Genomic DNA, 23,805 nt, shown 5'->3' on the forward strand with positions numbered 1-23,805 from the left:
CTTACTTATCTAAGATTACGTAAGAACCCTTAGCTCCTGGAATGGAACCACTAACTACAACCAGATTTTGCTCAGCATAAACTTTCAATACTTGTAAGTTTTGAATTTTTACTCTGTCGCCACCTGTTCTTCCAGCCATACGCATACCTTTAAATACACGAGCCGGATAAGATGCAGCACCTAATGAACCTGGCGCACGCAATCTGTTATGTTGACCGTGAGTTTGACCACCCACACCGCCAAAACCATGACGCTTAACTACACCTTGAAAACCTTTACCTTTTGAAGTACCAACAACATCAACAAAATCGCCTTCGTTGAAAATGTTTACAGTTACTGTATCGCCTAAACTTACAGATTCTTCAAACTGCTCAAATTCTACCAACTTGCGTTTTGGAGTGGTATTTGCTTTCGCAAAGTGACCTTTCAAAGGCTGTGTAGTGTTTTTTTCTTTGGCTTCGTCGTATCCTAATTGAACCGATACGTAACCATCTTTCTCTTCGGTCTTAACTTGTGTTACAACACAAGGTCCAGCTTCGATCACCGTACAAGGAATGTTCTTTCCTTCGGCGTCAAAAATGCTGGTCATTCCTACTTTTTTTCCAATAATACCTGACATTTTCTATTTTAAATTTAACACCCATCGAAGCAGTAGGGCTTCGTTCAAGGTGGATATACATCCCCGCTAAGGGACGGCAAAAATAGGAAAGATTTCTTAATTTTCAAATAGTTAGCTGATTATTTTTCATCTATTTATGAAATTTTTTTTCAATGGTGATGAAGCGATCATGATTTTATTGCCCATGCGATACTTTAAAGGCAAAATCAGATGGTTTTCAAATAATTGCGATTATTTTTCTAAGACAGGGCCAAATTGTAAAAAATATAGCTAATGAGCAATATCAAGGTATAAACTGGTGATTATCACGCATAAAACAATTATTCCAATTAGCACGTACATATAATCCTTTTCCATTAAAAAACTGAAAATCGAAAACACCACTCGAGCGATTGGCGTGAATATGAGTAATAAAACCCCAAATTGGATAATTGCCAGTCCATCGAAGGTTCTTAAACCCCTAAAAATGGAAGCTATAGATGAAAACTTTGCTTCTTCAGGCTTAAAATGCCCAAAAAAAACTTTTTGGTTAGAATGGCTAGCTATAAAAATTATTCCACCTATTAATACAATACTAGTAGAAAGGATAACTCCAACACGTAAAAGTGTACCCAATAATATTTGTACATCTCTATCTGCTAAATAATGTTTAACCTGTTTTTTCATGCTATTCCGGCCAATCCTTTATAAATCATCTGCAACGCCAAAAAGGTTACCACGATTGCAAAAACAATTTTAAGTTTATCGGTTTTAGTTCTAACTAATATTTTTGCGCCAAGTGTTGCGCCAAGAATTACCCCTATGGTTACCGGCATTGCAATGGCAGGATCAATCTGCCCACGATGTAAATACACCAATGCGCTTGCAGCAGCAGTAACCCCGATCATGAAGTTACTAGTGGTAGTAGAGACTTTAAAAGGTATTTTCATGATGTTGTCCATACCAATCACTTTTAATGCACCAGAGCCAATGCCAAGCAGTCCAGAGAGCGTTCCTGCAACGAACATCATCGCAAAGCCGCCCATAACATGGTGAACTGCATATTTCTTCATCCCATCTTCAGTTGGATAGCTACCATTTAATTTAAAGTAATTCGCCAATACACTCGTTTCTTCATTATTAGAGTGATCTACCTTTTTCTTCAGCATCATAAGCGCCGAAAACAATAAAATAAGTCCGAAAATTACAATAATATAATCTGCTTTAATGTAGGTAGCAATTATAACCCCTACTATAGCGCTCAAAGTAGTAGCCATCTCAAGGAACATCCCTATCCTTACATTGGTAATGCCTTCTCTTACATACGCGGCCGCAGAACCCGAAGAAGTAGCGATAACCGATATAATCGATGCCCCAATTGCATAATGAATATCAACACCTAAACCTAAAGTTAATAATGGGATAATGATTACTCCACCGCCCAAACCGGTAAGAGAACCTAAAAGGCCAGCTAGAAATGCACCCAGCAAAACAACAGTAGTAAATAGCAAAACAGTCATCCCTGCAAATATAACTGACTCTGGTTGGCATAATGAAACAAAAGCCGAATTAAATAAAGTCTATATATCTACTAGAAATTACGAATCAAACAACTTTTTAATCATTTCTGTACTTTGCTTTAGGCCCTTTTCTAGTCGCCCAGAAAAAAAAAATTTTGCTGCTTCAAAATGTTCTTTGTACCCTTTCATGTCGCCATACTCAATCAAAGATGCCCATTCATGCACAGCTGTATGAAATTCGAGATCGTCGGCTCGGATGCTTTTATCATAAAGTGCAGCTTGAATTGATTGCGCTAACATTTCATCATTCTTAAAAAGATATTCGGCGATACCAAGTCTTAACCTAAATGGAGGTGTTTGACAAATGAGGCTATCATAAGGATTAATCCCCATTTTGTACCAGGCATATACCATGCTTAAAATACTTAGGTGGGAGTTTGCCTTGACTTGACGGTGTGCATTTGACAGGCTAAATTCTTTCATCACATCGTCGTTGAGCAACAGAAATTCGGTTCGACCGTTAAAAAGAAAATCCCTAGCTGCATAAATTATTACCTTAAACTCTTTCTCCTTTTCACAGATCATTAATTTAAACAATTCGGCTTCGGCTTTCGCATACGCTCTTACTTGCTCGCGAGCATAGGGGTTTAGGATGGCCAATCCGGCGTAAATATGCGATTTATAGCTAAAAATTCTTAAGGTTATTAAAATTTTAACGTTGTCTATTCCGTTGCCATAGGCTCCATTTTCCCACGGAAAAAAACCAGCGTTTTTCCATGCCGAACCCATACTTTCGAAACCCATGTGGGTAATGGCTTGGGTATCGGCCATTATTTTATCGTGCGTTTGATAATCATTCATTTCAATAATGTTCGACTTGAGCGAGGTGTAGACATCCAAGGCTTTGTCATAACTTTCGTTGCTCGCACGGTGTCGGATTACAATTAACGTTTGTCCCTCTGGACTAAAGCCTGGACCATGTAAAGAATGACAGGTAATAATTTGAACATCGTCTGACAGGTATTTTTCGAATGCTTCAATTTCCGGTGTTTTAACTGAAGTTTGCCCAGAAACAGTTGCGCCGAATTTTATCGACTTTGCATAGATTTGAACAACACTGGCTATATATTCTGCCTCTACGCAAAAAATCAGAAAGTCGGCACGCCTTGCTACTTCATGGCCATTTACCATCACATTAACATTTTGGGGTTGTAATGCGATTCTTAACTGGTTATTTAATTCTTCGAGATCTGCACCATAGACTTCATATCCTGCTCTTGCAAAGGATAGCGCATAAAGCTGACCCATATCACCTAACCCAATAATACCTATTTTCATGATACAAAACTACGTGTGAGGGCTACATCAGAAATGATCCAAATCACTTTAAAAGCTGACTTATCTATTTAGTAAAAAGGACTTTAAAATTATGTTAAAGGGTAATGTCTTACTAAATACAAGCTATTTTTTTGTTAATATTGCTAAATATAACCAATGAAATTGCGATGAACCGAAAACTTTCCCTTTTAATTGCAGCGTTAATGATGATGGCTTACGCTCAAAATACATGGGCCCAAACAACCGTAAAAGCTCCTATTAGCAAATCGTCAAGAACTCAAAACCCTGTAAAAAAGCCACTTTACACCCGAAAAGCATATAGGGTTGATACCGTAAAAAACACAGATTTTTCATTAAATGGTCAATATCAATTTATGCTATCTCGATCTAAAACCATCAACGGGTATAAATTAATTAATCCTGGTCGACTCGCTGGAGTTTGGCAAAGCGCTTTAGATACCTTAAAAAAAGAACGCACGGAATTCAAATCCACAAAAAACAAATTAGCAGAACAAGAAAAAACTATTGTTAATCTTCAGGCGCAAATTAATGGACAAGAAGACAGTTTAAATACATCGAATGCTAAGCTAAATGAAATTTCATTCCTTGGGATGTCGCTCGAAAAAGGAACTTATCACACTATTGTTTGGTCTATTATCGTATTACTTGCGATTGGTTTAGTAGTAGTGATTGCTCGTTCGAGCAAAAACATTAGTGAGGCTAAGCATCGTACTGCTCTTTATGATGAGATTACGGCCGAGTATCAAGCTTTCAAAAGCAAAGCGAACGAGCAGCAGCGAAAATTGGCAAGAGCGCTACAAGATGAACGAAATATTGTGGAGGAACTGAAGAATAAGTCTTAAATCTGTTAAAAACTACAAAACAAAAAACCCTTAACATTGCTGCTAAGGGTTTCTTTTTCGTCAAATCATTAAACTTTGATTTCAACTTCAACGCCGCTAGGCAATTCAAGTTTCATCAGGGCGTCAACTGTTTTAGAGTTTGAACTATAAATATCTAATAGACGTTTATAGGCGCATAATTGAAATTGCTCACGTGCTTTTTTGTTTACGTGTGGTGAACGCAAAACCGTGAAAATTTTCTTTTCTGTTGGCAACGGAATTGGTCCGCTAACTACTGCACCCGTAGGTTTTACAGTTTTAACGATTTTCTCAGCAGATTTATCTACTAAGTTGTAATCGTATGATTTTAATTTAATTCTAATTCTTTGGCTCATGTTATTTTAAATTATGACTACTTGTTAGAGCTATTAATAACAAGGGGTCGGTTTATTTTTGAGTATGTACTAATCTTCTGTTTTAACTTTTCCTTTTGATTTGGCAATTACCTCATCTTGTACGTTCTTAGGTGCTGCTTCATAGTGATCAAATTCCATGGTTGAAGTTGCACGACCAGAAGTGATGGTACGTAATTGAGTTACATAACCAAACATTTCCGAAAGAGGCACAGTTGCTTTAATTACTTGCGAACCTGCACGAGTATCCATACCTAAAAGCTGACCACGACGGCGGTTCATGTCACCAATTACATCACCCATGTTTTCTTCTGGGGTTAAGATTTCGATTTTCATGATTGGTTCCATCAATGTAGGTTTACATTTTGGCAATGCTTCACGATAAGCCATTCTAGCTGCAAGCTCAAATGACAAGGCATCTGAATCGACTGCGTGGAATGAACCATCAATTAAACGAACTTTCATATCAGGAAGTGGGTAACCTGCCAATACACCATTCGCCATTGCCGCTGCAAAACCTTTCTCTACAGACGGGATAAACTCACGTGGAATTGAACCACCTGTAATTTCATTCACAAACTGTAAACCACCTTTTTCGTAATCTGCATCAATTGGTGAAATCACAACTTGGATATCTGCGAATTTACCACGACCACCAGATTGTTTTTTATACGTTTCACGGTGTTGAGTAGTGCCGAAAATGGCCTCTTTGTAAGCCACCTGTGGCGCACCTTGGTTTACTTCTACTTTAAATTCACGTTTTAAACGATCAATTAAAATATCTAAGTGAAGCTCGCCCATACCTGAGATAACCGTTTGTCCTGTTTCTTCGTCAGTTTGAACTCTAAATGTAGGGTCTTCTTCAGCTAATTTACCTAAAGCCATACCTAATTTATCAACATCTGCTTGAGTTTTGGGCTCAATCGCTAAACCGATTACCGGCTCAGGGAAGTTCATCGACTCAAGGATAATTGGGTTTTTCTCATCACAAAGAGTATCTCCAGTTTTAATATCTTTAAAACCTACAACCGCAGCAATATCACCAGCACCTACGTTAGGGATTGGGTTTTGCTTATTTGCATGCATTTGGAAAATACGTGAAATACGCTCCTTGTTTTCAGAACGTGTATTATACACATAAGAACCTGCTTCGAGGTTACCTGAATAAACACGTATAAAGCATAAACGACCTACGAAAGGATCTGTTGCAATTTTAAAAGCTAAAGCTGCAAATGGCTCTTTTTCTGATGGTTTTAATAATACTTCCTGATCAGTGTTAGGATTTGTACCTGTAACACCTTCGCTATCCAATGGTGAAGGCAATAATTCCATCACATAATCAAGCATGGTTTGTACACCTTTGTTTTTGAAAGATGAACCACAAACCATAGGAACAATTTTAGCATCAAGTACCGCTGCACGTAAAGCATCTAAAATTTCACGCTCAGTAATGGAATTTGGATCTTCGAAGAATTTCTCCATCAAAGTCTCATCATAATCAGCAACTGATTCTAGTAATTTCTCTCTCCATTCAGCAACCTCATCTAACATATCATCTGGAATTGGCACTTCAGTAAAGGTCATCCCTTTATCATGTTCATTCCAAACAATACCACGGTTGTTGATCAAATCAACTACACCTTTAAATGAATCTTCAGAACCGATAGGTAGTTGCAATGGAACTGCGTTACTACCTAACATATCTTTAACTTGTTTAACAACTTTTAAGAAGTCTGCTCCAGAGCGGTCCATTTTATTAACAAAACCGATACGAGCAACATTATAGTTATTAGCTAAACGCCAGTTAGTTTCAGATTGAGGCTCAACACCATCAACAGCTGAAAACAAAAACACTAAACCATCTAATACACGTAGTGAACGATTTACCTCAACGGTAAAATCAACGTGTCCAGGTGTATCAATAATGTTAATGTGGTATTTGCTACCTCTATAGTTCCAATTAACTGTTGTTGCAGCAGAAGTAATAGTAATACCACGTTCTTGCTCTTGTGCCATCCAGTCCATCGTTGCAGCACCTTCGTGTACCTCACCAATTTTGTGACTAACACCAGAATAATAAAGAATACGCTCAGTTGTGGTCGTTTTACCCGCATCAATGTGAGCAGCGATTCCGATATTTCTTGTGAATTTTAAATCTCTTGACATTATAATCTGTGTAATCTTCTTTAATTAGAATCTAAAGTGTGAGAACGCTTTATTAGCCTCAGCCATTTTATGCGTATCTTCTTTCTTTTTAACTGCTGCACCTTCGCCCTTAGCTGCTGAAATAATTTCACCTGCTAATTTTTCTTTCATGGTTTTTTCACCACGTTTACGAGCATAAGTGATTAACCATTTCATGCCTAAAGCAATTTTACGGTCTGGTCTTACCTCAGTAGGTACTTGGAAGTTTGCACCACCAACTCTACGAGATTTAACCTCTACAGCGGGACTGATATTTACTAAAGCACGTTTAAATACTTCCAATCCATTCTCACTAGTTTTTTTCTCAGCTAATTCAACTGCATCGTAAAAAATAGCGTAAGCGATAGATTTTTTACCATCGAACATCATATTATTTACAAATCTTGTAACCTGAACATCGTTAAACTTAGGATCAGGAAGAATAATTCTCTTTTTTGGTTTTGATTTTCTCATTTCTGTTTCCTCCTAATTATTTTTTCTTACCTTTTGTTGGTGCTGCAGCTACTTGCCCTGGTTTAGGACGCTTAGTACCATATTTACTACGACGTTGGTTACGACCAGCTACACCTGATGTATCTAATGCACCACGGATAATGTGGTAACGTACACCTGGTAAATCTTTAACACGACCACCACGGATTAACACGATTGAGTGCTCTTGTAAGTTGTGACCTTCTCCAGGAATGTAGGCATTCACCTCTTTTCCGTTGGTTAAACGTACACGTGCAACTTTACGCATTGCTGAGTTTGGTTTTTTAGGGGTAGTAGTATATACACGTGTACATACACCTCTTCGCTGTGGACAGCTGTCCAACGCCGGAGACTTACTCTTGAACTCCAGTGCTACTCTACCTTTTCTAACTAATTGTTGAATGGTTGGCATTTCTTGCTTTTTGCTTTTTCTATTTTAATTTAAAAACTGCCCTAATGGCCAGCCTACAACGAGGCCACATTAAGGGATTGCAAAAGTACGAACTTAATTTTTGATTATCAAGCGATTGGGAGAGATTTTTTTGGATGGAAGATGGAAAATGGAAAATGGAAGACGGAAGTTGTAAGTTAAAATGTTGGAACGTTTGGGCGAAAATCGCAAAAAGCATATTTTAAATAGGGCTTGAATGCCAAAATGTTGAAATTTTGTAATCATATGGCAGATGGCGAACTGCCAGCGTTTAAAAAATTTACCTACTTTTGAAGATGATTAAAACGTTACGATGGCGTACTGCACAATTTTTCGAATCACTTTGGTGGAAAAATTACTTAGCTAAAAAGGATGTTGCTGAATACTTAAGGCTCAAAATAATTTACTGGAACAAAGTATTAGAAAGTATTTCATCATCAGTTAAACTTAATCAAAACGATAATATTTTAGATGCAGGCTGTGGTCCGGCAGGTATATTTATTGCGTTAAAAGATCATAACGTAACTGCTTTTGATCCGTTATTGGACACCTATCATCAAACCCTTCAACATTTCAAATTCGAAATGTATCCTGATGTAAAGTTTAAAACAGACACGCTCGAATCTTTTAAGAGCGCGGATGAGTTCGATGTTGTTTTCTGCATGAATGCGATTAATCATGTTTCTGAACTCGATAAAGCCTTTTTAACACTTCATAAGTTTGCTAAAACAGGTGGTAAAATTATAGTTTCGATAGATGCTCATAACAGACAATTTTTCAAGCATGTGTTCCGCTTACAGCCAGCAGACATTTTGCACCCCCACCAATACGATTTAGCGGAGTACAAAGAAATGCTTACCTCACTTAACTGTGAAATTATTTTAACCAGTTTGGTAAAAGAGGGTTTTTTATTTAACCATTATATTTTAGTGGCAGAAAAGAAATAGACCAAACTATTAATTACAGTTTTTAAAGGTTTCTTTTAGTTCCCTTAATTTAACCACAGCAGCAGCTAGCTCAGCTGGCGCTTTGCCATATTCGAAAATAACTTTGTGTGTTTTGCCCTCAGTAGTTATCGATACCCATTCCGCTCCCCCATCGGCACAATCTGGACAGCCAATGATTTCGGGCAATTTTGCCACCTTATCGGCATCAATTAATCCCTTAATGGCACTTAAATCCATAGTAGAAATTGTAGACGTACAGGTTTTGGTATCTGGTGTTTGCCCGTTTTTACTTTTAGTGAATGTTACTTCATCATTATTGATCGAAAGATTATTCACGCAATACCCAATACACATTCCAAATGAAGTGCCATACACAATATTATCCACCTTCTCTACACTAGCCTTTTCACATGAAATGAAATGGAGAGATAAACACAATAAGCAGGCAAAGCTGAAAAATTTTAACATGATATAAGTTATTTATTTCACGAATACGAAAAAAAGAGGCTCACCGTTACAGCGATTCCAAAATTGTTCTTTAGTATACCGAGTTTGATTTTATTTATAAAGATTCTTATATTTAGTTTAATCTTTAACAATTAAATTTAAATACTTGACCGCATTTAACCAAGCTGAATCATCCTCCTCAAAAAAAGCAGCTGAAATTTTACTATTACTTATTACATGGTTCGCCGTTCTCTTACAATTGGCAATACTGAAAGATAGCATTTTCAACTTCATCAGCTATTTTACCATTTTATGCAATTTGTTAGTGGCACTTAGTTTGAGTGCAAAAGTAGCTTCACCTCGATCTAAAATAGGCAGATACTTTTCTTTAGTAACTGTACAAACCGGTATTGCGCTTGATATATTTATTGTGGGCTTGGTATATAATACGGTATTAAGGGGAATTTGGGAGCCTAAGGGCTGGCAGTTGGTAGCAGATAATTTACTGCACGTTATTGTCCCATTTCTCTATGTACTTTATTGGATTATTTGTACAGCTAAAGGAGCGCTAAAGTGGAAAGACGGATTTGCTTGGGCCTATTTTCCATTCGTATACCTCATTTATTCCTTAATTCGAGGGCATTTTGTAGATTGGTACCCCTACCCGTTTTTAAATGTTATGGAGTTGGGTTATGCTAAAGTATTTATAAACGCTGGGTTTGTGTTAGTGGCTTTTCTACTTTTTGGAAGCCTATTTATTTGGGCAGATCGTTTATTAAAAAGCAAGAAGTACTAATTACCTTTTGGCCACAATTACCCGTCCCGTTACAAGATTAAATTCATAAATCCGATATAGACCATCATCAGAAATCTCAATTCGTTCTACCAAGCCGGTTTTGCTGAAAGTATCGGTAACTAAATCGCCAATTTTAATATCTTGAAGTTGCGCTGTTGGAGTTTCGTCGTTTATTCTAATCATAATTTTATTTCATCGCCCAGGTCATGCCTGCCCATAAATGTTTAAGGAACAGTGTATCCGTGTAACACTCCTTCGTGTGGCCTAAAGCAGTATAAAATACTTTTCCACCCTCAAATTTATGGTACCAGCTAATCGGATGATTATTACGCATCTTGCCTCCTACATATGAACTTTCATCGGCCTTAATCAACACCTTTACATCAGGATTCATTGTTTTAAAATTATACCATTCGTCTTTATGCATCCATGGTTGTGGTAAACCTTTTACCATTATATTCTTTGGCATTACGATATCTAATTTTACCTCTTGTATTTTGGGGTGGCTTTCGAAATACCCTCCTACCATTTTCCCGTACCACTCCCATTCGTAACAAAAATCGCTAGCCGCATGAATGCCCACAAAACTACCCCCATTATTGATATATCCTTTTAGCGCCTGCTTTTGCACCGGACTAAATACATCAGAACCTGTTGGACTTAAAAAAACCAATAATTTATATTTCTTTAAATTTTCGTCGGTAATCGAATTTACATCTTCGCTCGTATCTACTATGAGATTATTTTCGGCACCCAATTTTCGTATAGCTTTAATACCGTCGAGAATAGATACGTGACGAAATCCCTTTGTTAAAGAGAAAACTAATATTTTTGATGGAGCCTTTCTAGTGGCAGTAAAGCCAAAAAACATACTTGTGATTAAGAAAAACGGAAGTATTGCTTTTTGAATGTTCAATTTATACATGGCTTAATTGGTGAGTGTTAGCTGTTAAATATACTAATTTTTTATTAACCTATAAATAATTCATTTACCAGTGAATTTAATTGAAATTAAATAAGGGCAAAATTCTTTGTTCAGGAGGCAATAACCATTAAGCGATTAAGAAAATTAAGCTAATTAGTGAAATGTATTTAAATACAATTTCTCTACTTTTTTTCGAGCCCAATCTGTTTTGCGCAAGAACTTTAAGCTCGACTTTAAGGTTGGATTATTTTTAAAACAAGCAATGTTCACCAAGTTACCCATTTCTTCCCATCCATAATGGAAAAAAAGTTGTTTAACGATAAATTCTAAAGTTAGGCCATGTAATGGATTATTTTTTTGCTCTAGGGGTGCCATGATGCAAAGATAGGTGTTTAATGACAAAGAGCAAGAGGTTTAAAAGGAAAAAGGCTCTCCCGATAATCGGGAGAGCCTTTTTATTTGAAATATAATGAAAGACTATTTATCTTTTGTAAAAACGAATTCCTGTCCTTGTGCTGAAAGGGTCATTTCGTTTTTAGTTGGATTAAAATTAAATTCCAAGGCTGGTTGTTCGACAGCAAATCTATTACCGCTTACAAATTTCAAAGCAAGTGCCGGTTGAGCACCCATTTGAACCATTAAGCCTCCATTAGCCTTAGTAACTGTTATTTTAATTGGCGCTTCAGGATTCGAATAGCTACCTAAAAAAACATCCAAATTCGCTGGCGGAGTAGTCGACACTTTTGTTGCTCCATCTGCACTCCATTTGTTATTATCGGGATTTCCATCGGGCAATAATTTATCTGGATCGATGGTTACCTCTACCACTTCTTCTGTGGTAGGATAGCGAACCAGCCAACTGGTATTTTTCATCCACACATCGACACCAATCTTAATGGTCTCTGTTTTGCCACTTTTGGTTTTAACTTGAAGGATAATTGGCATTGGCATTTTCTCCAAGTTTTTTACCTGAATGGTATAACCTGATATTTTTCCATCTGTTAACACAGGTTTAACCTCGCCTAATGCTTGATCATTTTTCCAACTGTTCAAGAACCAACTTCTCCAGAACCAAGATAAATCTTCGCCTGTTCCGTTGTCCATCGATCTAAAGAAATCGAATGGGGTTGGGTGTTTATACGCCCAATTTTTAATATATTGTCTAAATGCATAGTCAAATCGGTCTTTGCCCACGATTTGCTCTCTCAAAAGTGTTAGTGCATTTCCTGGCTTGCTGTAAAGGTTATATCCGATATTACGTTCTGCCATTCCATCGGGCATAAGCATCATATTTTCTAATGCTGGGTTACCTAAACCTCTCCCAATATTTTGCCAATTTGTTGGACGTTGGGGTTTGTACTCTCCTTTGTTAAATTCTTGCTGCGAAATACCATTAATGAATGTGTTAAAACCTTCATCCATCCAACCGTATTTACGTTCATTAGAACCTACAATCATAGGAAACCATGAGTGACCAAATTCGTGATCAATAACACCCCATGCTCCAGCTCCTTTGGCAGTCCACCCACAAAAAACGATTCCTGGATATTCCATTCCGCCAATATTTGTAGCAGCATTTACAGCCATTGGATATGGGTATTCGAACCACATCTTCGAATAGTGCTCAATAGTAGTTTTTACATATTCTACGCCTCTTCCGTATGCATTTAATCCATTGCTTTCTACGGGATGGGCAGAAACCGCTAATGATTTTTTACCACTCGGCAAATTAATGCGAGCAGCATCTAACACAAATGCTTTTGAGGAAGTCCAAGCTGCATCACGTGCGTTCGTAATTTTAAATCTCCAAGTTAGCTTATCTTTTGCAGGGCGTGATTTTGGATCCGTTACCTCTGCTTCTGAACGAATATGAACAGTTGCATCACTTAATTTCGCTGCATTCCATCTTTTTAATTGCTCGGCAGTAAATACTTCTTGTGGGTTTAACAATTCTCCAGACCCCATTACGATATGGCTTGCTGGTGCAGTAACTGCAAAATTGATATCGCCATATTCGCAATAAAACTCGCCACCACCCCAATAAGGCAATGTATTCCATCCTAAAACATCATCGTATACACACATACGTGGAAACCATTGGGCAATGGCAAAGATTTCTCCATTTTTTGTGGTTAAGTGACCTGTTCTATCCGAGCCTTCTTTTGGCACTACATAAGAATAATTCATTTTTATGGTTACCAAATCGCCATTTGCTGCCATCGGATTAGCTAAACGAATTTGCATTCTCGTATCTTCAATTAATGATGTAAATTTCACAGGAACTGCTTTTTGCGAGACACTTATGTTTTCGATTTTATAACCCCCGTCAAATTTTTCGCCCTGGGCACCGTAGCGACTACGTGCTGGTGTTACGGCATAGCCCCTAGAGGTTTCTTTAAAAGAGTTTTGATCTAATTGCAACCATAAATAGGGCAACTTATCGGGACTATTATTTTTATAGGTAATGGTAATTGTTCCGCTAACGGTGTTTTTAACATCATCTAATGCAACTGAAATATTGTAATCTACCCTATTTTGCCAATATTTTGATCCGGGTGCTCCATTCGCTGACCTAAACTCATTACCATTTTGAGTATAGAATAAAGGACCAAAAGCCTCTGATGGATTATAATTTGTAGACGATGGTGCAGGTGTTTGTTGAGCAAAGCTGGTTAAGCTCCACATACACACCATAACTGCACAAAGAAAGAATTTTGTATAGGTTTTAAACATGTTAGTTAGTTTTTTTGATAAAGGTAATTCCTAATTAAATATTTCCAAATTATTAGTTAAGATTGTTACGCGTTAAAATTTCATTGATTCATTAGTCATTGGTAATAAACTAATAGTTAGCTAAACATCCAAACTCATTTACACCTGAACGAATGAACTAATTATCTCCTTTCGCCTTAAGCAATGAAGGAGGTTTACGTTGATCTGGCGGGAGTTTTATCCAAGTACTATAACATTGAGCAGTATAAAGTTCGTAATTAAAGGGGCGTTCAGATTTAATTTGAGCTACCGTCGGCCTATACATCCCCATAAAATTCTTTAAATCGGCACTATCAATTTTTAGCAAATTCTTCACAAAGTCTACCGTAAAGTTCCTGCTGATTTCTTCATTAAATTGATCGTATTCTTCCAGTTCACTTACTTTTTCGCGCTCTCTTTTGAACTTTCCAAAACCTAAATTTAATCGCAACCCCCCTCTTTCTTTAGAATAATCTACCTGTCGAGAAGGCATTGCTGTTGGGTCTTTTAAATCCAAAAACCTGGATAATTTGGCACCAGAAATATTTACGGTATTTAAATTATTAACCGAGAAACGTAGATACACATTTTTAGGAAATAAATTAATCAGATATACCGTATCGGTTTGGTAACCCACCATACCAAAAGAAACCAAATCGCCAATCTTTGCTGAAAGCACATAATGGCCATCTTTATCCGTTAAGGTTACTGATTTTGATGTTAGATTTTTAACTGTGGCACCTTCTAAGGAAATAGATCGATTTGCATAATCAAAGATGTTACCAGTTAATACGCTTTGGGCATTTGATACGATTGGAATGAGCAATATAAATAAAAAAAATACCTTTTTGAACATAGCCAAATTTAACGCACTTTTGTTTACGTTATCTTCTTTTAACAAAATTTAACAGAAAAAAGTTTATCGCCTAAGCCAATAAAAGCATATGGATAAAGTCTTTAAATTTTGTAACATTAAGCGGTTTTGCTAAAAAATAATCGATACCAATGTCTTTTTTAAGATCGTCTTCTGCTATGGTGGTGGTAGAGATTACTATAATCGGAGTTTCTTTCGATATTTCCTTTATTCGCTTAGAAGCCTCAAAGCCATCCATTTCTGGCATATAAAGATCCATAATAACCAAGCTAATCTCTGTATTTTTAAATTTTTCGATCGCATCTAACCCATTGGTAGCAACAATCAATTCAAATTGATAACTTTTAAGAATCTGCTGTATTAGCAAAACACTCATCGGTTCGTCTTCAACGATTAATATCTTCTTCTTTTTGGTTGAATTATCTCTAAAATTGAATTTCACTTAGCTCGTTATATTGTTTGATGTAAATATAAATAATGAAAAGTTAATTACAACATTAACTTTTCAATGAATTAACATTTAAAGAATAATAATACATAAGTCGCTATTAATCAAGACCTTATTAACAATCAAAAGTACACAATCGAATGGCATCACTATTTATTGTAGCGCTTTCTGATACCCCTCTTCGTCAAATCCTATGATTATTGGACGTTCATTTATCTCAATAATAGGGCGTTTAATAGCACTGGTATTATTTATTAAATAGGAAATTGCCTTTTCTGGAGAGTTAATAGCTAACCGTTCATGTTTATTTAATTTCTTAAAAGTTAATCCATTTTTATTGATGGTTTTTTCCCAGCCAAACGCATTAAACCATTCGTTTAATTTTGCTGCAGTAATACCTTTCTTTTTAAAATCGTGGAATTCAAAGGCTATGGAATTTGCCTTTAACCAATCCTGCGCTTTTTTTACCGTATTGCAATTTGGGATTCCGTATAGTTTCATGGTTATTGTGTTAGGGGTTGCGTGTCTGGGTTCATAAACACCTTGCAAGTTTAACGTTTCAACTTGAATTTGCCTAAAATTCTTTTCAAAAATCCGGTCTTTCAACTTGTAACTCGCAACACGCAACAGAATTCTATCACATTTTTTAACTCTTTGGTCACATTTTTTAAATTAATAGCACGATCCTTCTTAAAATTGCATCATCAAAAACTAAATTATGAACAGTAAAGATTTACAAAAGATCGAATTTTGGGTTGCTACAGGAATATACTTATTAACGCTATTCTTGATGGTTGTTAATATCGATCAAGATACGTCGTCTGGAAACTTTTATTCTTATCAGATGTATCCATTTAGAAATTCTGGTATTAATTTTTCGTATTTACCTCATTACTTTCTTCCAAAATTAATTAATGCCACTTCATTTTACTTTGTTTTTTTACTCTTGAATTTTTATTTGATCCCGGCACTCATTAAGCAAGCGAATACATTATTAAATGTATTTTTACTGTTTTCGGTACTCTTTCTATATGGACTTTTTACTAGCATTGGGTATACCTATAGTAAGGCGTATTTGTTGGTAGAGTATAGCAATATTACAGAAGCCTATTTCCACCTTTTTGTGAAGGGTTATACCTTTGCTATGTATACAATGGCGATGTTTGCATTATATGTTTTAGTAAAAACCTATGCTCCGGCCGCACTAAAGCACATTGAATTCAACTATAAATATCCTAAAATCATGCAAGAGTGTGCATTTGCCGCCGTAGTATGGTTATTTATTTTGTTTTTGCTCATTACACAAGCCAGGAAAGATGACTATGCAATTATTTGGGCCTTTGTAGTTCCACTTGGAATTTTACAATACGGCTATTCTCTTTATAGGCTACTCCCGGACTTAAAAAACATGAATATTGGCTTTTGGGGATATTTATGGCGTAGCATTTTATTAATTGCATTAACCGCTAGTTTTATTGCATTAATTGCCACACTACTTTACCAGGACGGAGATACTTGGCCAATCATATTTACCTTTAACATGGGCGTTCATTGCTTATTTACCACTCCATTTACATGGTTAATTTATAACTATCGCTTAAAAAACAAATCTGAAATTAGCTACCTAAAGCAAGAGCTTGGCAAATCTGACGCAAGTTTAAGCTTCCTACAATCGCAGATTAATCCTCACTTCTTATTTAATGCCCTTAATACCTTGTATGGAACTGCTTTGCAAGAAAATGCCGAGCGTACTGGCGAAGGCATACAAAAGCTTGGCGATATGATGCGTTTTATGTTACATGAAAACGTGCAAGAACGAATTTCGCTTACACGTGATGTAGACTACCTTGAAAATTACATCGCATTGCAAAAATTGAGAACCTCTCGCTCAGCCGACATTGTTATCGATGTTCAAATTGAGCCTCAATTGAACAACTTAGAGATAACCCCTATGTTATTAATCCCATTCGTAGAAAATGCATTTAAGCATGGTATAAGTCTACAACACCCATCATACATTAAAGTAACGCTTCAAACGAAAGACAAAACTCTATATTTTGATGTTCATAATAGCATTCACATCAAGCCCGATACTGACCCTGAGAAATTTAAAAGTGGCATCGGTTTGCAAAATGTGAAACAACGTTTGGCTTTATTATATCCTGGCAAGCACGAGTTAATCATCCGCGAAAGCGCTAAAGAATTCTTTATCCATTTAACTATGCAATTGTAATCGTATGAGACTTTTAAAAATGATCACATTTGTTTTACTAATGGTGGCATCTGTTCAGAGCAATGCCCAGTTCAATTTGAGCGGAAAAATTGCAAACTATTCAGGCAAAGAAACGTTAAAAGTTAACATCCCGATTGTTTACGGTTATAATGGGGACACCGAAATTAACATTCCCATTGATAAAAACGGGAATTTCAGCATCGACCTTCCGATTAAGGAGAAAAAATTTGGCGACCTCATTTTCGAAAAAACATTTTATACGTATTTGTTAACGCCAGGGAAGTCTTTACACGTATTATGTAAAACACAAGATAGCACCGTTAGTACAGTCTCGGGGACCTCGGCAAAAGAAAATCAATTACTAACACAGATAAACCTTAATGAACAACCTTTCTTCATGTTAAAAGGAAAGGTTTTCAACGATTCGCTTACTAGCATTTCTGCAGTCGAAGAAAAAGCAATCAAACCTATGATGAAAATCAGGGACAGCAATATTGAATTGGTAAAATCTTCTTCAATTTCCAATCAAGACAAATCTTTAATTATAGCTGAAATAAAGTACCATACTCTTAATATTTTACAAGAAATAAGATATATTATACCCGACAAAAAAATTGCAAATGATTTTTATTTACATCTGTACGATCCTCTATCAACTAAACCTGAAGTCTTTCCGGCTGGACCACAATATTATGCGTTTATAAGATACTATTTAGGTTATTTGGGCCCAAAAACAATAGCTAATAAAGATAAAAAAGGATTGTCGGACAAGGAGCCTCTCGATTTTTATAAAATTAGTTACGATAGTGCAAATGTAGTTGAGCGCAAATTTGGCAAGCCTTATTTGAGATGGATGCTGGCTAATAATATCCAATTACCTCTAAAGGTAATTGAACAGTTAACCTATAAAGAAATTATTGATGTATATAATTCTAATGATATTCGGTTGTTAGCACCTTTAGTTGATGCCTATACCAAGCAATTTAAAACCGGAGCGTTAGTTTTGGATGCAAAAAAACGGATAGCAAAGCTAAAATTACAATGGGCCATTAATGAGAAGAACAAGAACATCCAAATTGTTAACAATTTCGAAACAACACGTTCCATCTATGATGTCATTAAGCCCTTAAAAGGCAAAGTAGTTTTATTAGATGTATGGGGTACTTGGTGTGGGCCATGCAAGGAGGAATTAAAGTATGTTCCCGATTTAAAGGCAAAATTTAAGGGTAAAGAGGTGGCTTTTGTTTATTTAGATTTAGACGAAGAAAGTCTAGATCCTAAGTGGAGGGAATTTATCATTACCAACAACATGGAAGGTTTGCATCTCCGCAAAACCAGGCAAACCATTGTTCCTTTCTGGAAAGAACTTTTGGCAAATGCAGAAGACAAGGCTGAATATTATCCGCAATACTTTATATTTGACAAAGCGGGTAAACTTGTGGTAAGTAAAGCCAAAAGACCTAGTCAAAAAGAAGAACTTTATACACAAATTGAACAATTCTTGAAGTAATACTAAAATGATTGCCATTGCGATAGATGATGAACCCATTGCACTCGATATTGTAGCTGCACATGCCTCAAAAGTTCCCTTTGTAGAGTTAAATGCATGTTTTACCAATGCATTTGATGCCATTACCTATTTGCAACAACACAAAGTAGATCTTATTTTTCTCGATATCAAGATGCCAGATATTAGTGGAATTGATTTTGTGAAAACCCTAAGCAGGCCTCCGATGATTATTTTTACAACAGCTTATAGCGAACATGCCGTTCAAAGTTTTGAATTAGATGCGGTAGACTATCTGTTAAAACCCTTTTCGCTCTCTCGTTTTCTAAAAGCTTGTCACAAAGCGAAAGAATTGTTTGACTTACGCACCAACTCTGGCGAATTTAAGCCAGCCTTTATCTTTGTCAAAGATGGCTATGAACAGATAAAAGTATTTTTAGACGATATTCTATACATTGAGGCGTCTGGGAACTATACCCAACTCCACCTTAAAGAGGGTAAAATGCTGAGTTCAAGAATAACAATAAATGAAATCGTCGATCTTTTACCTCCTAAAGAATTTATCAGAGTGCATCGAACATTTATAGTAGCTAAGAATAAAATTACCAAGTTCGATCGCTCTCAAGTTTGGGTCAACGATAAGGTTGTTCCAATAGGTGCAACTTATGCTCAAGCCTTGCAATTATAGGTGTATTTTCTTTTTTCCCATTTGCAATTGATTAATCTCCGATTATGTTTATAATTGTTTAAGATTTATCAATCACTAACAGATGTTTAAACTCTCTTTTAAGCAACAAGTTCTCACTGGCTTTGCGGTTACTTTAACTTTTGTGTTAATTTCTGCAATAAGTTCTTATCTAAGTATTAAAAAGTTAAATGATGATGGTGCTTGGCAAACGCACACCTATGAGGTAATTGATAAATTAAGGCAAACTGAAGGTCACCTATTGAATTCAGAAAGTGGGATGAGAGGGTATATTCTAACCCAAAAAGAGAGCTATCTTACTCCATTTATACAAAGCACTAAAAAAATTGCGCCTATTATTAATGAATTAAAATTAATTATTAGCGATAATCCAACTCAATTAAGCAATGCTGATTCGCTCTTGTATTATGCAGAACTGAAAATTGCTAATATGGAACAGGTGGTTTCGGTTAACGATACGCAAGGTAAAGAAGCTGCAACTCGTCTAATTTCTACTGATAAAGGTAAGTTTTACAAAGATCAAATGCTAAAAATTAGTCAGCAGATGATTAAAGATGAAACTGTGCTTTTGGAAGAAAGAAAAGCAGAAACCCTAAGAAGTAGTAAACAAACTACACTTATTGTACTTTTAAGCTCGGTTATCATATTTGGATTAATTTTATTTCTTCTTTCTTATATAAGGCGAACCTTTGATCAGCAAAAAGAGACAGAGATTCAAATTAGAGAAAATAATGCTCAATTAAAAATGCTCTCTTCAGAGAATGAGGAAAAAAATTGGTTGTTATCGGGAGCTGCAAAAGTAAATGAATCGCTCAGGGGAGAGCAGGAAATGGACGAATTAGCTAATCATATTATTAGCAGTATTTGCACTTATGTTGATGCCCCAATCGGCGCCATTTTTCTCAGCAATGTTAAAGACAGGAGTTTAACACTCACTGGAGCCTACGCCTATCCTTTAAAGAAACAAAAAGAACGTTTCCTTTTTGGCGAGGGGTTAGTGGGACAAGTTGCATTAGAAAAAGAACAAAAACTTTTAAGTAATGTACCAAGTGACTATGTAAAAATAAGTTCGGGCTTAGGTCAAACTCCTCCAAATTTTATCCTTCTAACTCCCATCTTATTCGAAAATGAAACCATTGCTGTGATCGAACTAGGCTTAAAAGATTCTCCTCAAGTATCTACGCTTTTATTTCTAAAAGGCGTTGCCGAAAATATTGGTATTTCCATTAATAGTGCGTTAGCAAGGATTATATTAAGAGAATTATTCGAGCAAACCCAACAGCAAGCTGAAGAACTTGAAACCCAACAAGAAGAACTAAGGGCTACGAATGAAGAGTTACTTCATAAATCGGAAGAATTACAAGCTTCGGAAGAAGAGTTGAGAGTACAGCAAGAAGAATTGCAACAAACTAATGCCGAACTCGAAGCAAAAGCACAATTACTTGAGGAAAAAAATGTTTCGATTAGCCAAGCACGAGAAGCAATTAGCTTAAAAGCACAGGAACTAGAAGCCTCAAGCAAATATAAATCAGAGTTTTTGGCTAACATGAGCCATGAATTACGTACACCTTTAAATAGTATCCTTATCCTTGCTCGGATTTTAAAAGAGAACAAGCCTTTTAATTTGAATGAAGACCAGATAAAATATGCTAGTGTAATTCAAAATGCTGGAACCGATCTCCTAAACTTAATTAACGACATTCTAGATTTATCGAAAATTGAATCAGGAAAAATTGATTTAACCATCGAGAAAGTGACACCTCAAGATGTAAAAAGAGATATAGATGCCTTATTTACGGAAGTAGCAAAAAATAAGAAAATAAAATTTGAGGTCGACTTATCACCTAACCTACCTGCTGATTTAACGACCGATTTATCGCGTTTAGCTCAAATCATTAAGAATTTGTTGTCAAATGCTTTTAAATTCACCCCTGAAAAAGGCAGTGTAACCTTAACTTTAGCGAAGGCCAATGAAGATGCATTTTATTATTCCAACCATTTAAAAACCAGTACCGAAACCATTATTTCGATTGCCGTTAAAGACACAGGAATTGGGATCCCGGAAGATAAACAAGCTGTTATCTTTGAAGCTTTTCAACAAGCAGATGGGTCTACAAGTAGAAAGTATGGAGGAACAGGCTTAGGTTTATCGATCAGTAAAGAACTGGCTCATATTTTGGGCGGCGAAATCCAAATCAAAAGCGAGCCAAATAAGGGAAGTACATTTACTTTATTCATCCCCCAACATTTAGAAATTAAAACTGAAACTGAAGAATTTGAAGGGGTTAACGATTTAGAATTAAATGAGCCAAGCATCACCTTTGCGCAACCTTTAAATTTAAACTCTGATAAAAACACCTTATTAATTGTTGAAGACGATTTAAATTTCGCTGAAATTTTAAAAAATTATGCTATCGAGAAAGGATTTAACCCCATACTTGCACATAGTGGAGATGTAGGTTTGGACTTGGCGACCACTACCTTACCAAACGCCATTATTTTGGATATTATGTTGCCAATTATGGATGGATGGACCATTCTAAAAAAGCTGAAGAGTAACCCAATTACTAAGCATATTCCAGTACATATGATGTCGGCAGGCGACGAAAAAGTGGAGAAAGCGAAAAGGGAGGGCGCTATTGGTTTCTTAAAAAAACCAATTGGCGAAGATGAATTGGCGACTGCATTTCATCTTTTTGCTCAAATCCCAGACGATTTTATTCTAAATACCGTTTTACTAATCGAAGATCAAGAACTTCAAAGTAAAATTCTAACCCAGCAACTATTAGACAAAGGCGTTAATGTTACACAAGCCTATACCGGAGAAGAAGCCTTAGCTGCCTTAAAAACATCTTCTTTTGATTGTATCATTCTCGACCTTAACCTACCAGATATATCTGGATTTGAGTTATTAGACCAAATTAAATCCCAACCTAAGCTTCAGTCTATTCCGGTTGTAATTAACACAGCGATGGAACTTCATAAAGATCAGATGGATAAAATTCTTCATTATTCGGAAGCCATGGTTCTAAAGTCTAATAAATCTAACGATAGACTAATTGATGAAGTTAGTTTATTCATGAATAAGCTAAAAATAGAGCACAAAAAGAACACTAAGACAAAAAGTCCTGCAATTTCTGTAGCAGAAAAGTCGCTGTATGGCAAAAAAATCTTAATAACAGACGACGATATGAGAAATATTTTTGCGCTTTCTACCGCATTGCAGTCCTACGAAATGCAAATTGTAATTGCTAACAATGGAAGAGAAGCGATAGAGAAGCTCGACAAGATTCACGATATCGATTTAGTGTTAATGGACATTATGATGCCGGAAATGGATGGATATGAAGCGATGACTCTAATACGACAGAAAAAAAGCTTTGCTAACTTGCCAATTATTGCATTAACAGCAAAGGCGATGAAAAATGATCGAGAAAAATGCATTGAAGCTGGTGCAAGCGACTATATTTCTAAACCAGTTGATGTGGATGAATTATTATCAATGATGAGGGTTTGGTTAAGCAAATGATAAGTGAGCATATTAGTAGCGAGCAACTAGATGATTTAATTCATCTGATAAAAAATGTGCATGGATTCGATTTTAGTAATTATTCGCCTGCCTCATTTAAACGTCAGGTGACTAAAATTTTGCACTTGCAAAAACTAAGTGTATTTGATTTACGTAATTGCATTATAAATGATGAAGAGTATTTTGAGGATTTCCTATGCAAAGTAACTGTAAATGTTACCGAAATGTTCAGAGACCCGCTCTTTTACAAATCGATTAGAGAACATATTATTCCTTATCTTCGTTCTTATCAACGGATTAAAGTTTGGAATGCTGGATGTTCTACCGGAGAGGAACTCTATTCTTTTGCCATATTGTTTTCGGAAGAAAATTTATACAATAGAAGTTTTTTTTATGGTACAGATATTAATACAGAAGTTTTAAAAATCGCGAAAAGTGGGATTTATGAATTAACGAAAATGAAGCAAAATTCTGAGAATTATAGTGCATCTGGCGCGTTAAATTCACTTTCAAAATACTATACAGCGAAATACGATGCAGTTTCGATTAAACACTCTATTAAAAAAAATGTGCTTTTTTCAGCACACAATCTGGTGTCGGATGGCATCTTTAACGAATTTCAGATTATTTCTTGTCGAAATGTGCTTATTTATTTTAATGTGGAGCTCCAAAATAAAGTGATTGAACTATTTTATAATAGTTTAGCTAGGTTTGGCTTTTTATGTTTGGGCTCAAAAGAAACCATTAGAAATACCGATTTAAAAAATAGATTTAAAGTGGTGGATAAAAAGAATAATATCTACCAACGAATAGATTAATAGGCAC

24 protein-coding genes are annotated in these 23,805 nt (G+C 36.0%); 8 read left to right on the forward strand and 16 right to left on the reverse strand.

What is annotated here, in order from left to right:
- Window position 1: 1 nt before the first annotated feature.
- The 4 genes from rplC to WG904_RS01110 form a co-directional block, all read right to left on the reverse strand.
- The gene (gene rplC / locus WG904_RS01095) at window positions 2-619 is read right to left on the reverse strand and encodes a 50S ribosomal protein L3 (RefSeq protein ID WP_339577444.1); all 618 of its coding nucleotides are present in this window, start codon (window positions 617-619) and stop codon (window positions 2-4) included.
- Between the two features lie 270 nt (window positions 620-889).
- Window positions 890-1,285: a DUF1634 domain-containing protein gene (locus tag WG904_RS01100; protein WP_339577445.1), complete on the reverse strand. Its 396-nt coding sequence runs from the start codon at window positions 1,283-1,285 to the stop codon at window positions 890-892.
- Window positions 1,282-2,118, reverse strand: a complete 837-nt coding sequence (locus WG904_RS01105; protein WP_339577446.1) for a sulfite exporter TauE/SafE family protein — start codon at window positions 2,116-2,118, stop codon at window positions 1,282-1,284. Before WG904_RS01105 ends, WG904_RS01100 begins: the two co-directional genes overlap by 4 nt.
- Before the next feature lie 78 nt (window positions 2,119-2,196).
- The gene (locus tag WG904_RS01110) at window positions 2,197-3,456 is read right to left on the reverse strand and encodes a prephenate dehydrogenase/arogenate dehydrogenase family protein (RefSeq protein WP_339577447.1); all 1,260 of its coding nucleotides are present in this window, start codon (window positions 3,454-3,456) and stop codon (window positions 2,197-2,199) included.
- Between the two features lie 167 nt (window positions 3,457-3,623).
- Between WG904_RS01110 and WG904_RS01115 the strand changes: the two genes are divergently transcribed.
- Window positions 3,624-4,319, forward strand: a complete 696-nt coding sequence (locus tag WG904_RS01115) for a hypothetical protein (RefSeq protein ID WP_339577448.1) — start codon at window positions 3,624-3,626, stop codon at window positions 4,317-4,319.
- Window positions 4,320-4,387: 68 nt separating this feature from the next.
- Here WG904_RS01115 and rpsJ read toward each other — a convergent pair whose 3' ends face one another.
- The 4 genes from rpsJ to rpsL form a co-directional block, all read right to left on the reverse strand.
- Window positions 4,388-4,693 (reverse strand): 30S ribosomal protein S10, encoded by a 306-nt coding sequence (gene rpsJ, locus WG904_RS01120; protein WP_008244591.1) that lies wholly within the window; start codon window positions 4,691-4,693, stop codon window positions 4,388-4,390.
- 69 nt (window positions 4,694-4,762) lie between these two features.
- Window positions 4,763-6,877 (reverse strand): elongation factor G, encoded by a 2,115-nt coding sequence (fusA, locus tag WG904_RS01125; RefSeq protein ID WP_339577449.1) that lies wholly within the window; start codon window positions 6,875-6,877, stop codon window positions 4,763-4,765.
- Between the two features lie 24 nt (window positions 6,878-6,901).
- Entirely contained in the window at window positions 6,902-7,369 is a 468-nt protein-coding gene (rpsG, locus tag WG904_RS01130; RefSeq protein ID WP_339577450.1) for a 30S ribosomal protein S7, read from the reverse strand.
- A 16-nt stretch (window positions 7,370-7,385) separates the two neighbouring features.
- Complete coding sequence (rpsL, locus tag WG904_RS01135) at window positions 7,386-7,799, reverse strand: 30S ribosomal protein S12 (RefSeq protein WP_008244597.1); 414 nt, start codon at window positions 7,797-7,799, stop codon at window positions 7,386-7,388.
- A 314-nt stretch (window positions 7,800-8,113) separates the two neighbouring features.
- On the opposite strand from rpsL, the gene WG904_RS01140 reads away from it, so the two are divergent.
- A complete protein-coding gene (locus WG904_RS01140) occupies window positions 8,114-8,764 on the forward strand; it encodes a class I SAM-dependent methyltransferase (protein WP_339577451.1) in 651 nt (216 codons plus the stop codon).
- Window positions 8,765-8,773: 9 nt separating this feature from the next.
- Here WG904_RS01140 and WG904_RS01145 read toward each other — a convergent pair whose 3' ends face one another.
- Complete coding sequence (locus WG904_RS01145; RefSeq protein ID WP_339577452.1) at window positions 8,774-9,232, reverse strand: hypothetical protein; 459 nt, start codon at window positions 9,230-9,232, stop codon at window positions 8,774-8,776.
- A 145-nt stretch (window positions 9,233-9,377) separates the two neighbouring features.
- Between WG904_RS01145 and WG904_RS01150 the strand changes: the two genes are divergently transcribed.
- Entirely contained in the window at window positions 9,378-10,007 is a 630-nt protein-coding gene (locus WG904_RS01150; RefSeq protein WP_339577453.1) for a Pr6Pr family membrane protein, read from the forward strand.
- Here WG904_RS01150 and WG904_RS01155 read toward each other — a convergent pair whose 3' ends face one another.
- The 7 genes from WG904_RS01155 to WG904_RS01185 all read right to left on the reverse strand — a co-directional run bounded on the left by WG904_RS01155 (window position 10,008) and on the right by WG904_RS01185 (window position 15,506).
- Window positions 10,008-10,190 carry a hypothetical protein gene (locus WG904_RS01155; RefSeq protein ID WP_339577454.1) on the reverse strand — a complete coding sequence of 61 codons (183 nt, stop codon included), beginning with the start codon at window positions 10,188-10,190 and terminating at the stop codon, window positions 10,008-10,010.
- Between the two features lie 4 nt (window positions 10,191-10,194).
- Window positions 10,195-10,932 carry a ThuA domain-containing protein gene (locus tag WG904_RS01160; RefSeq protein WP_339577455.1) on the reverse strand — a complete coding sequence of 246 codons (738 nt, stop codon included), beginning with the start codon at window positions 10,930-10,932 and terminating at the stop codon, window positions 10,195-10,197.
- Between the two features lie 153 nt (window positions 10,933-11,085).
- Window positions 11,086-11,307: a VF530 family protein gene (locus WG904_RS01165; RefSeq protein ID WP_339577456.1), complete on the reverse strand. Its 222-nt coding sequence runs from the start codon at window positions 11,305-11,307 to the stop codon at window positions 11,086-11,088.
- A gap of 102 nt (window positions 11,308-11,409) precedes the next feature.
- A complete protein-coding gene (locus WG904_RS01170; protein ID WP_339577457.1) occupies window positions 11,410-13,665 on the reverse strand; it encodes a M1 family metallopeptidase in 2,256 nt (751 codons plus the stop codon).
- A gap of 157 nt (window positions 13,666-13,822) precedes the next feature.
- On the reverse strand, window positions 13,823-14,539 hold the full coding sequence (locus WG904_RS01175) for a hypothetical protein (RefSeq protein ID WP_339577458.1): 717 nt from the start codon (window positions 14,537-14,539) through the stop codon (window positions 13,823-13,825).
- A 70-nt stretch (window positions 14,540-14,609) separates the two neighbouring features.
- Window positions 14,610-14,999, reverse strand: coding sequence for a response regulator (locus WG904_RS01180; protein ID WP_339577459.1), 390 nt, complete (start codon window positions 14,997-14,999; stop codon window positions 14,610-14,612).
- 159 nt (window positions 15,000-15,158) lie between these two features.
- Complete coding sequence (locus WG904_RS01185; protein ID WP_339577460.1) at window positions 15,159-15,506, reverse strand: Spx/MgsR family RNA polymerase-binding regulatory protein; 348 nt, start codon at window positions 15,504-15,506, stop codon at window positions 15,159-15,161.
- A gap of 217 nt (window positions 15,507-15,723) precedes the next feature.
- Here WG904_RS01185 and WG904_RS01190 point away from each other — a divergent pair, with 217 nt between their 5' ends.
- The 5 genes from WG904_RS01190 (at window position 15,724) to WG904_RS01210 (ending at window position 23,798) form a co-directional block, all read left to right on the forward strand.
- Entirely contained in the window at window positions 15,724-17,238 is a 1,515-nt protein-coding gene (locus tag WG904_RS01190; protein ID WP_339577461.1) for a sensor histidine kinase, read from the forward strand.
- Between the two features lie 4 nt (window positions 17,239-17,242).
- Window positions 17,243-18,748, forward strand: coding sequence for a TlpA family protein disulfide reductase (locus WG904_RS01195; protein ID WP_339577462.1), 1,506 nt, complete (start codon window positions 17,243-17,245; stop codon window positions 18,746-18,748).
- A 7-nt stretch (window positions 18,749-18,755) separates the two neighbouring features.
- Window positions 18,756-19,433 carry a LytR/AlgR family response regulator transcription factor gene (locus WG904_RS01200; RefSeq protein ID WP_339577463.1) on the forward strand — a complete coding sequence of 226 codons (678 nt, stop codon included), beginning with the start codon at window positions 18,756-18,758 and terminating at the stop codon, window positions 19,431-19,433.
- Window positions 19,434-19,515: 82 nt separating this feature from the next.
- The gene (locus WG904_RS01205) at window positions 19,516-22,980 is read left to right on the forward strand and encodes a response regulator (protein ID WP_339577464.1); all 3,465 of its coding nucleotides are present in this window, start codon (window positions 19,516-19,518) and stop codon (window positions 22,978-22,980) included.
- On the forward strand, window positions 22,977-23,798 hold the full coding sequence (locus WG904_RS01210) for a CheR family methyltransferase (RefSeq protein ID WP_339577465.1): 822 nt from the start codon (window positions 22,977-22,979) through the stop codon (window positions 23,796-23,798). Before WG904_RS01205 ends, WG904_RS01210 begins: the two co-directional genes overlap by 4 nt.
- The last annotated feature ends 7 nt before the right edge of the window (window positions 23,799-23,805 follow it).

Origin of the sequence: Pedobacter anseongensis, assembly GCF_037482965.1 — a bacterium.
GTDB classification, from domain to species: Bacteria; Bacteroidota; Bacteroidia; order Sphingobacteriales; family Sphingobacteriaceae; genus Pedobacter; species Pedobacter anseongensis.

Coding starts and splice junctions, on each gene's coding strand:
- WG904_RS01160 (WP_339577455.1), bottom strand. CDS start 10,932: ATGTATAAATTGAACATTCAAAAAGCAATACTTCCGTTTTTCTTAATC.
- WG904_RS01190 (WP_339577461.1), top strand. CDS start 15,724: ATGAACAGTAAAGATTTACAAAAGATCGAATTTTGGGTTGCTACAGGA.
- WG904_RS01195 (WP_339577462.1), top strand. CDS start 17,243: ATGAGACTTTTAAAAATGATCACATTTGTTTTACTAATGGTGGCATCT.
- WG904_RS01110 (WP_339577447.1), bottom strand. CDS start 3,456: ATGAAAATAGGTATTATTGGGTTAGGTGATATGGGTCAGCTTTATGCG.
- WG904_RS01165 (WP_339577456.1), bottom strand. CDS start 11,307: ATGGCACCCCTAGAGCAAAAAAATAATCCATTACATGGCCTAACTTTA.
- WG904_RS01155 (WP_339577454.1), bottom strand. CDS start 10,190: ATGATTAGAATAAACGACGAAACTCCAACAGCGCAACTTCAAGATATT.
- rpsL (WP_008244597.1), bottom strand. CDS start 7,799: ATGCCAACCATTCAACAATTAGTTAGAAAAGGTAGAGTAGCACTGGAG.
- WG904_RS01210 (WP_339577465.1), top strand. CDS start 22,977: ATGATAAGTGAGCATATTAGTAGCGAGCAACTAGATGATTTAATTCAT.
- WG904_RS01105 (WP_339577446.1), bottom strand. CDS start 2,118: ATGACTGTTTTGCTATTTACTACTGTTGTTTTGCTGGGTGCATTTCTA.
- rpsG (WP_339577450.1), bottom strand. CDS start 7,369: ATGAGAAAATCAAAACCAAAAAAGAGAATTATTCTTCCTGATCCTAAG.
- WG904_RS01170 (WP_339577457.1), bottom strand. CDS start 13,665: ATGTTTAAAACCTATACAAAATTCTTTCTTTGTGCAGTTATGGTGTGT.
- WG904_RS01145 (WP_339577452.1), bottom strand. CDS start 9,232: ATGTTAAAATTTTTCAGCTTTGCCTGCTTATTGTGTTTATCTCTCCAT.
- WG904_RS01115 (WP_339577448.1), top strand. CDS start 3,624: ATGAACCGAAAACTTTCCCTTTTAATTGCAGCGTTAATGATGATGGCT.
- WG904_RS01175 (WP_339577458.1), bottom strand. CDS start 14,539: ATGTTCAAAAAGGTATTTTTTTTATTTATATTGCTCATTCCAATCGTA.
- WG904_RS01140 (WP_339577451.1), top strand. CDS start 8,114: ATGATTAAAACGTTACGATGGCGTACTGCACAATTTTTCGAATCACTT.
- rpsJ (WP_008244591.1), bottom strand. CDS start 4,693: ATGAGCCAAAGAATTAGAATTAAATTAAAATCATACGATTACAACTTA.
- WG904_RS01185 (WP_339577460.1), bottom strand. CDS start 15,506: ATGAAACTATACGGAATCCCAAATTGCAATACGGTAAAAAAAGCGCAG.
- fusA (WP_339577449.1), bottom strand. CDS start 6,877: ATGTCAAGAGATTTAAAATTCACAAGAAATATCGGAATCGCTGCTCAC.
- WG904_RS01100 (WP_339577445.1), bottom strand. CDS start 1,285: ATGAAAAAACAGGTTAAACATTATTTAGCAGATAGAGATGTACAAATA.
- rplC (WP_339577444.1), bottom strand. CDS start 619: ATGTCAGGTATTATTGGAAAAAAAGTAGGAATGACCAGCATTTTTGAC.
- WG904_RS01205 (WP_339577464.1), top strand. CDS start 19,516: ATGTTTAAACTCTCTTTTAAGCAACAAGTTCTCACTGGCTTTGCGGTT.
- WG904_RS01200 (WP_339577463.1), top strand. CDS start 18,756: ATGATTGCCATTGCGATAGATGATGAACCCATTGCACTCGATATTGTA.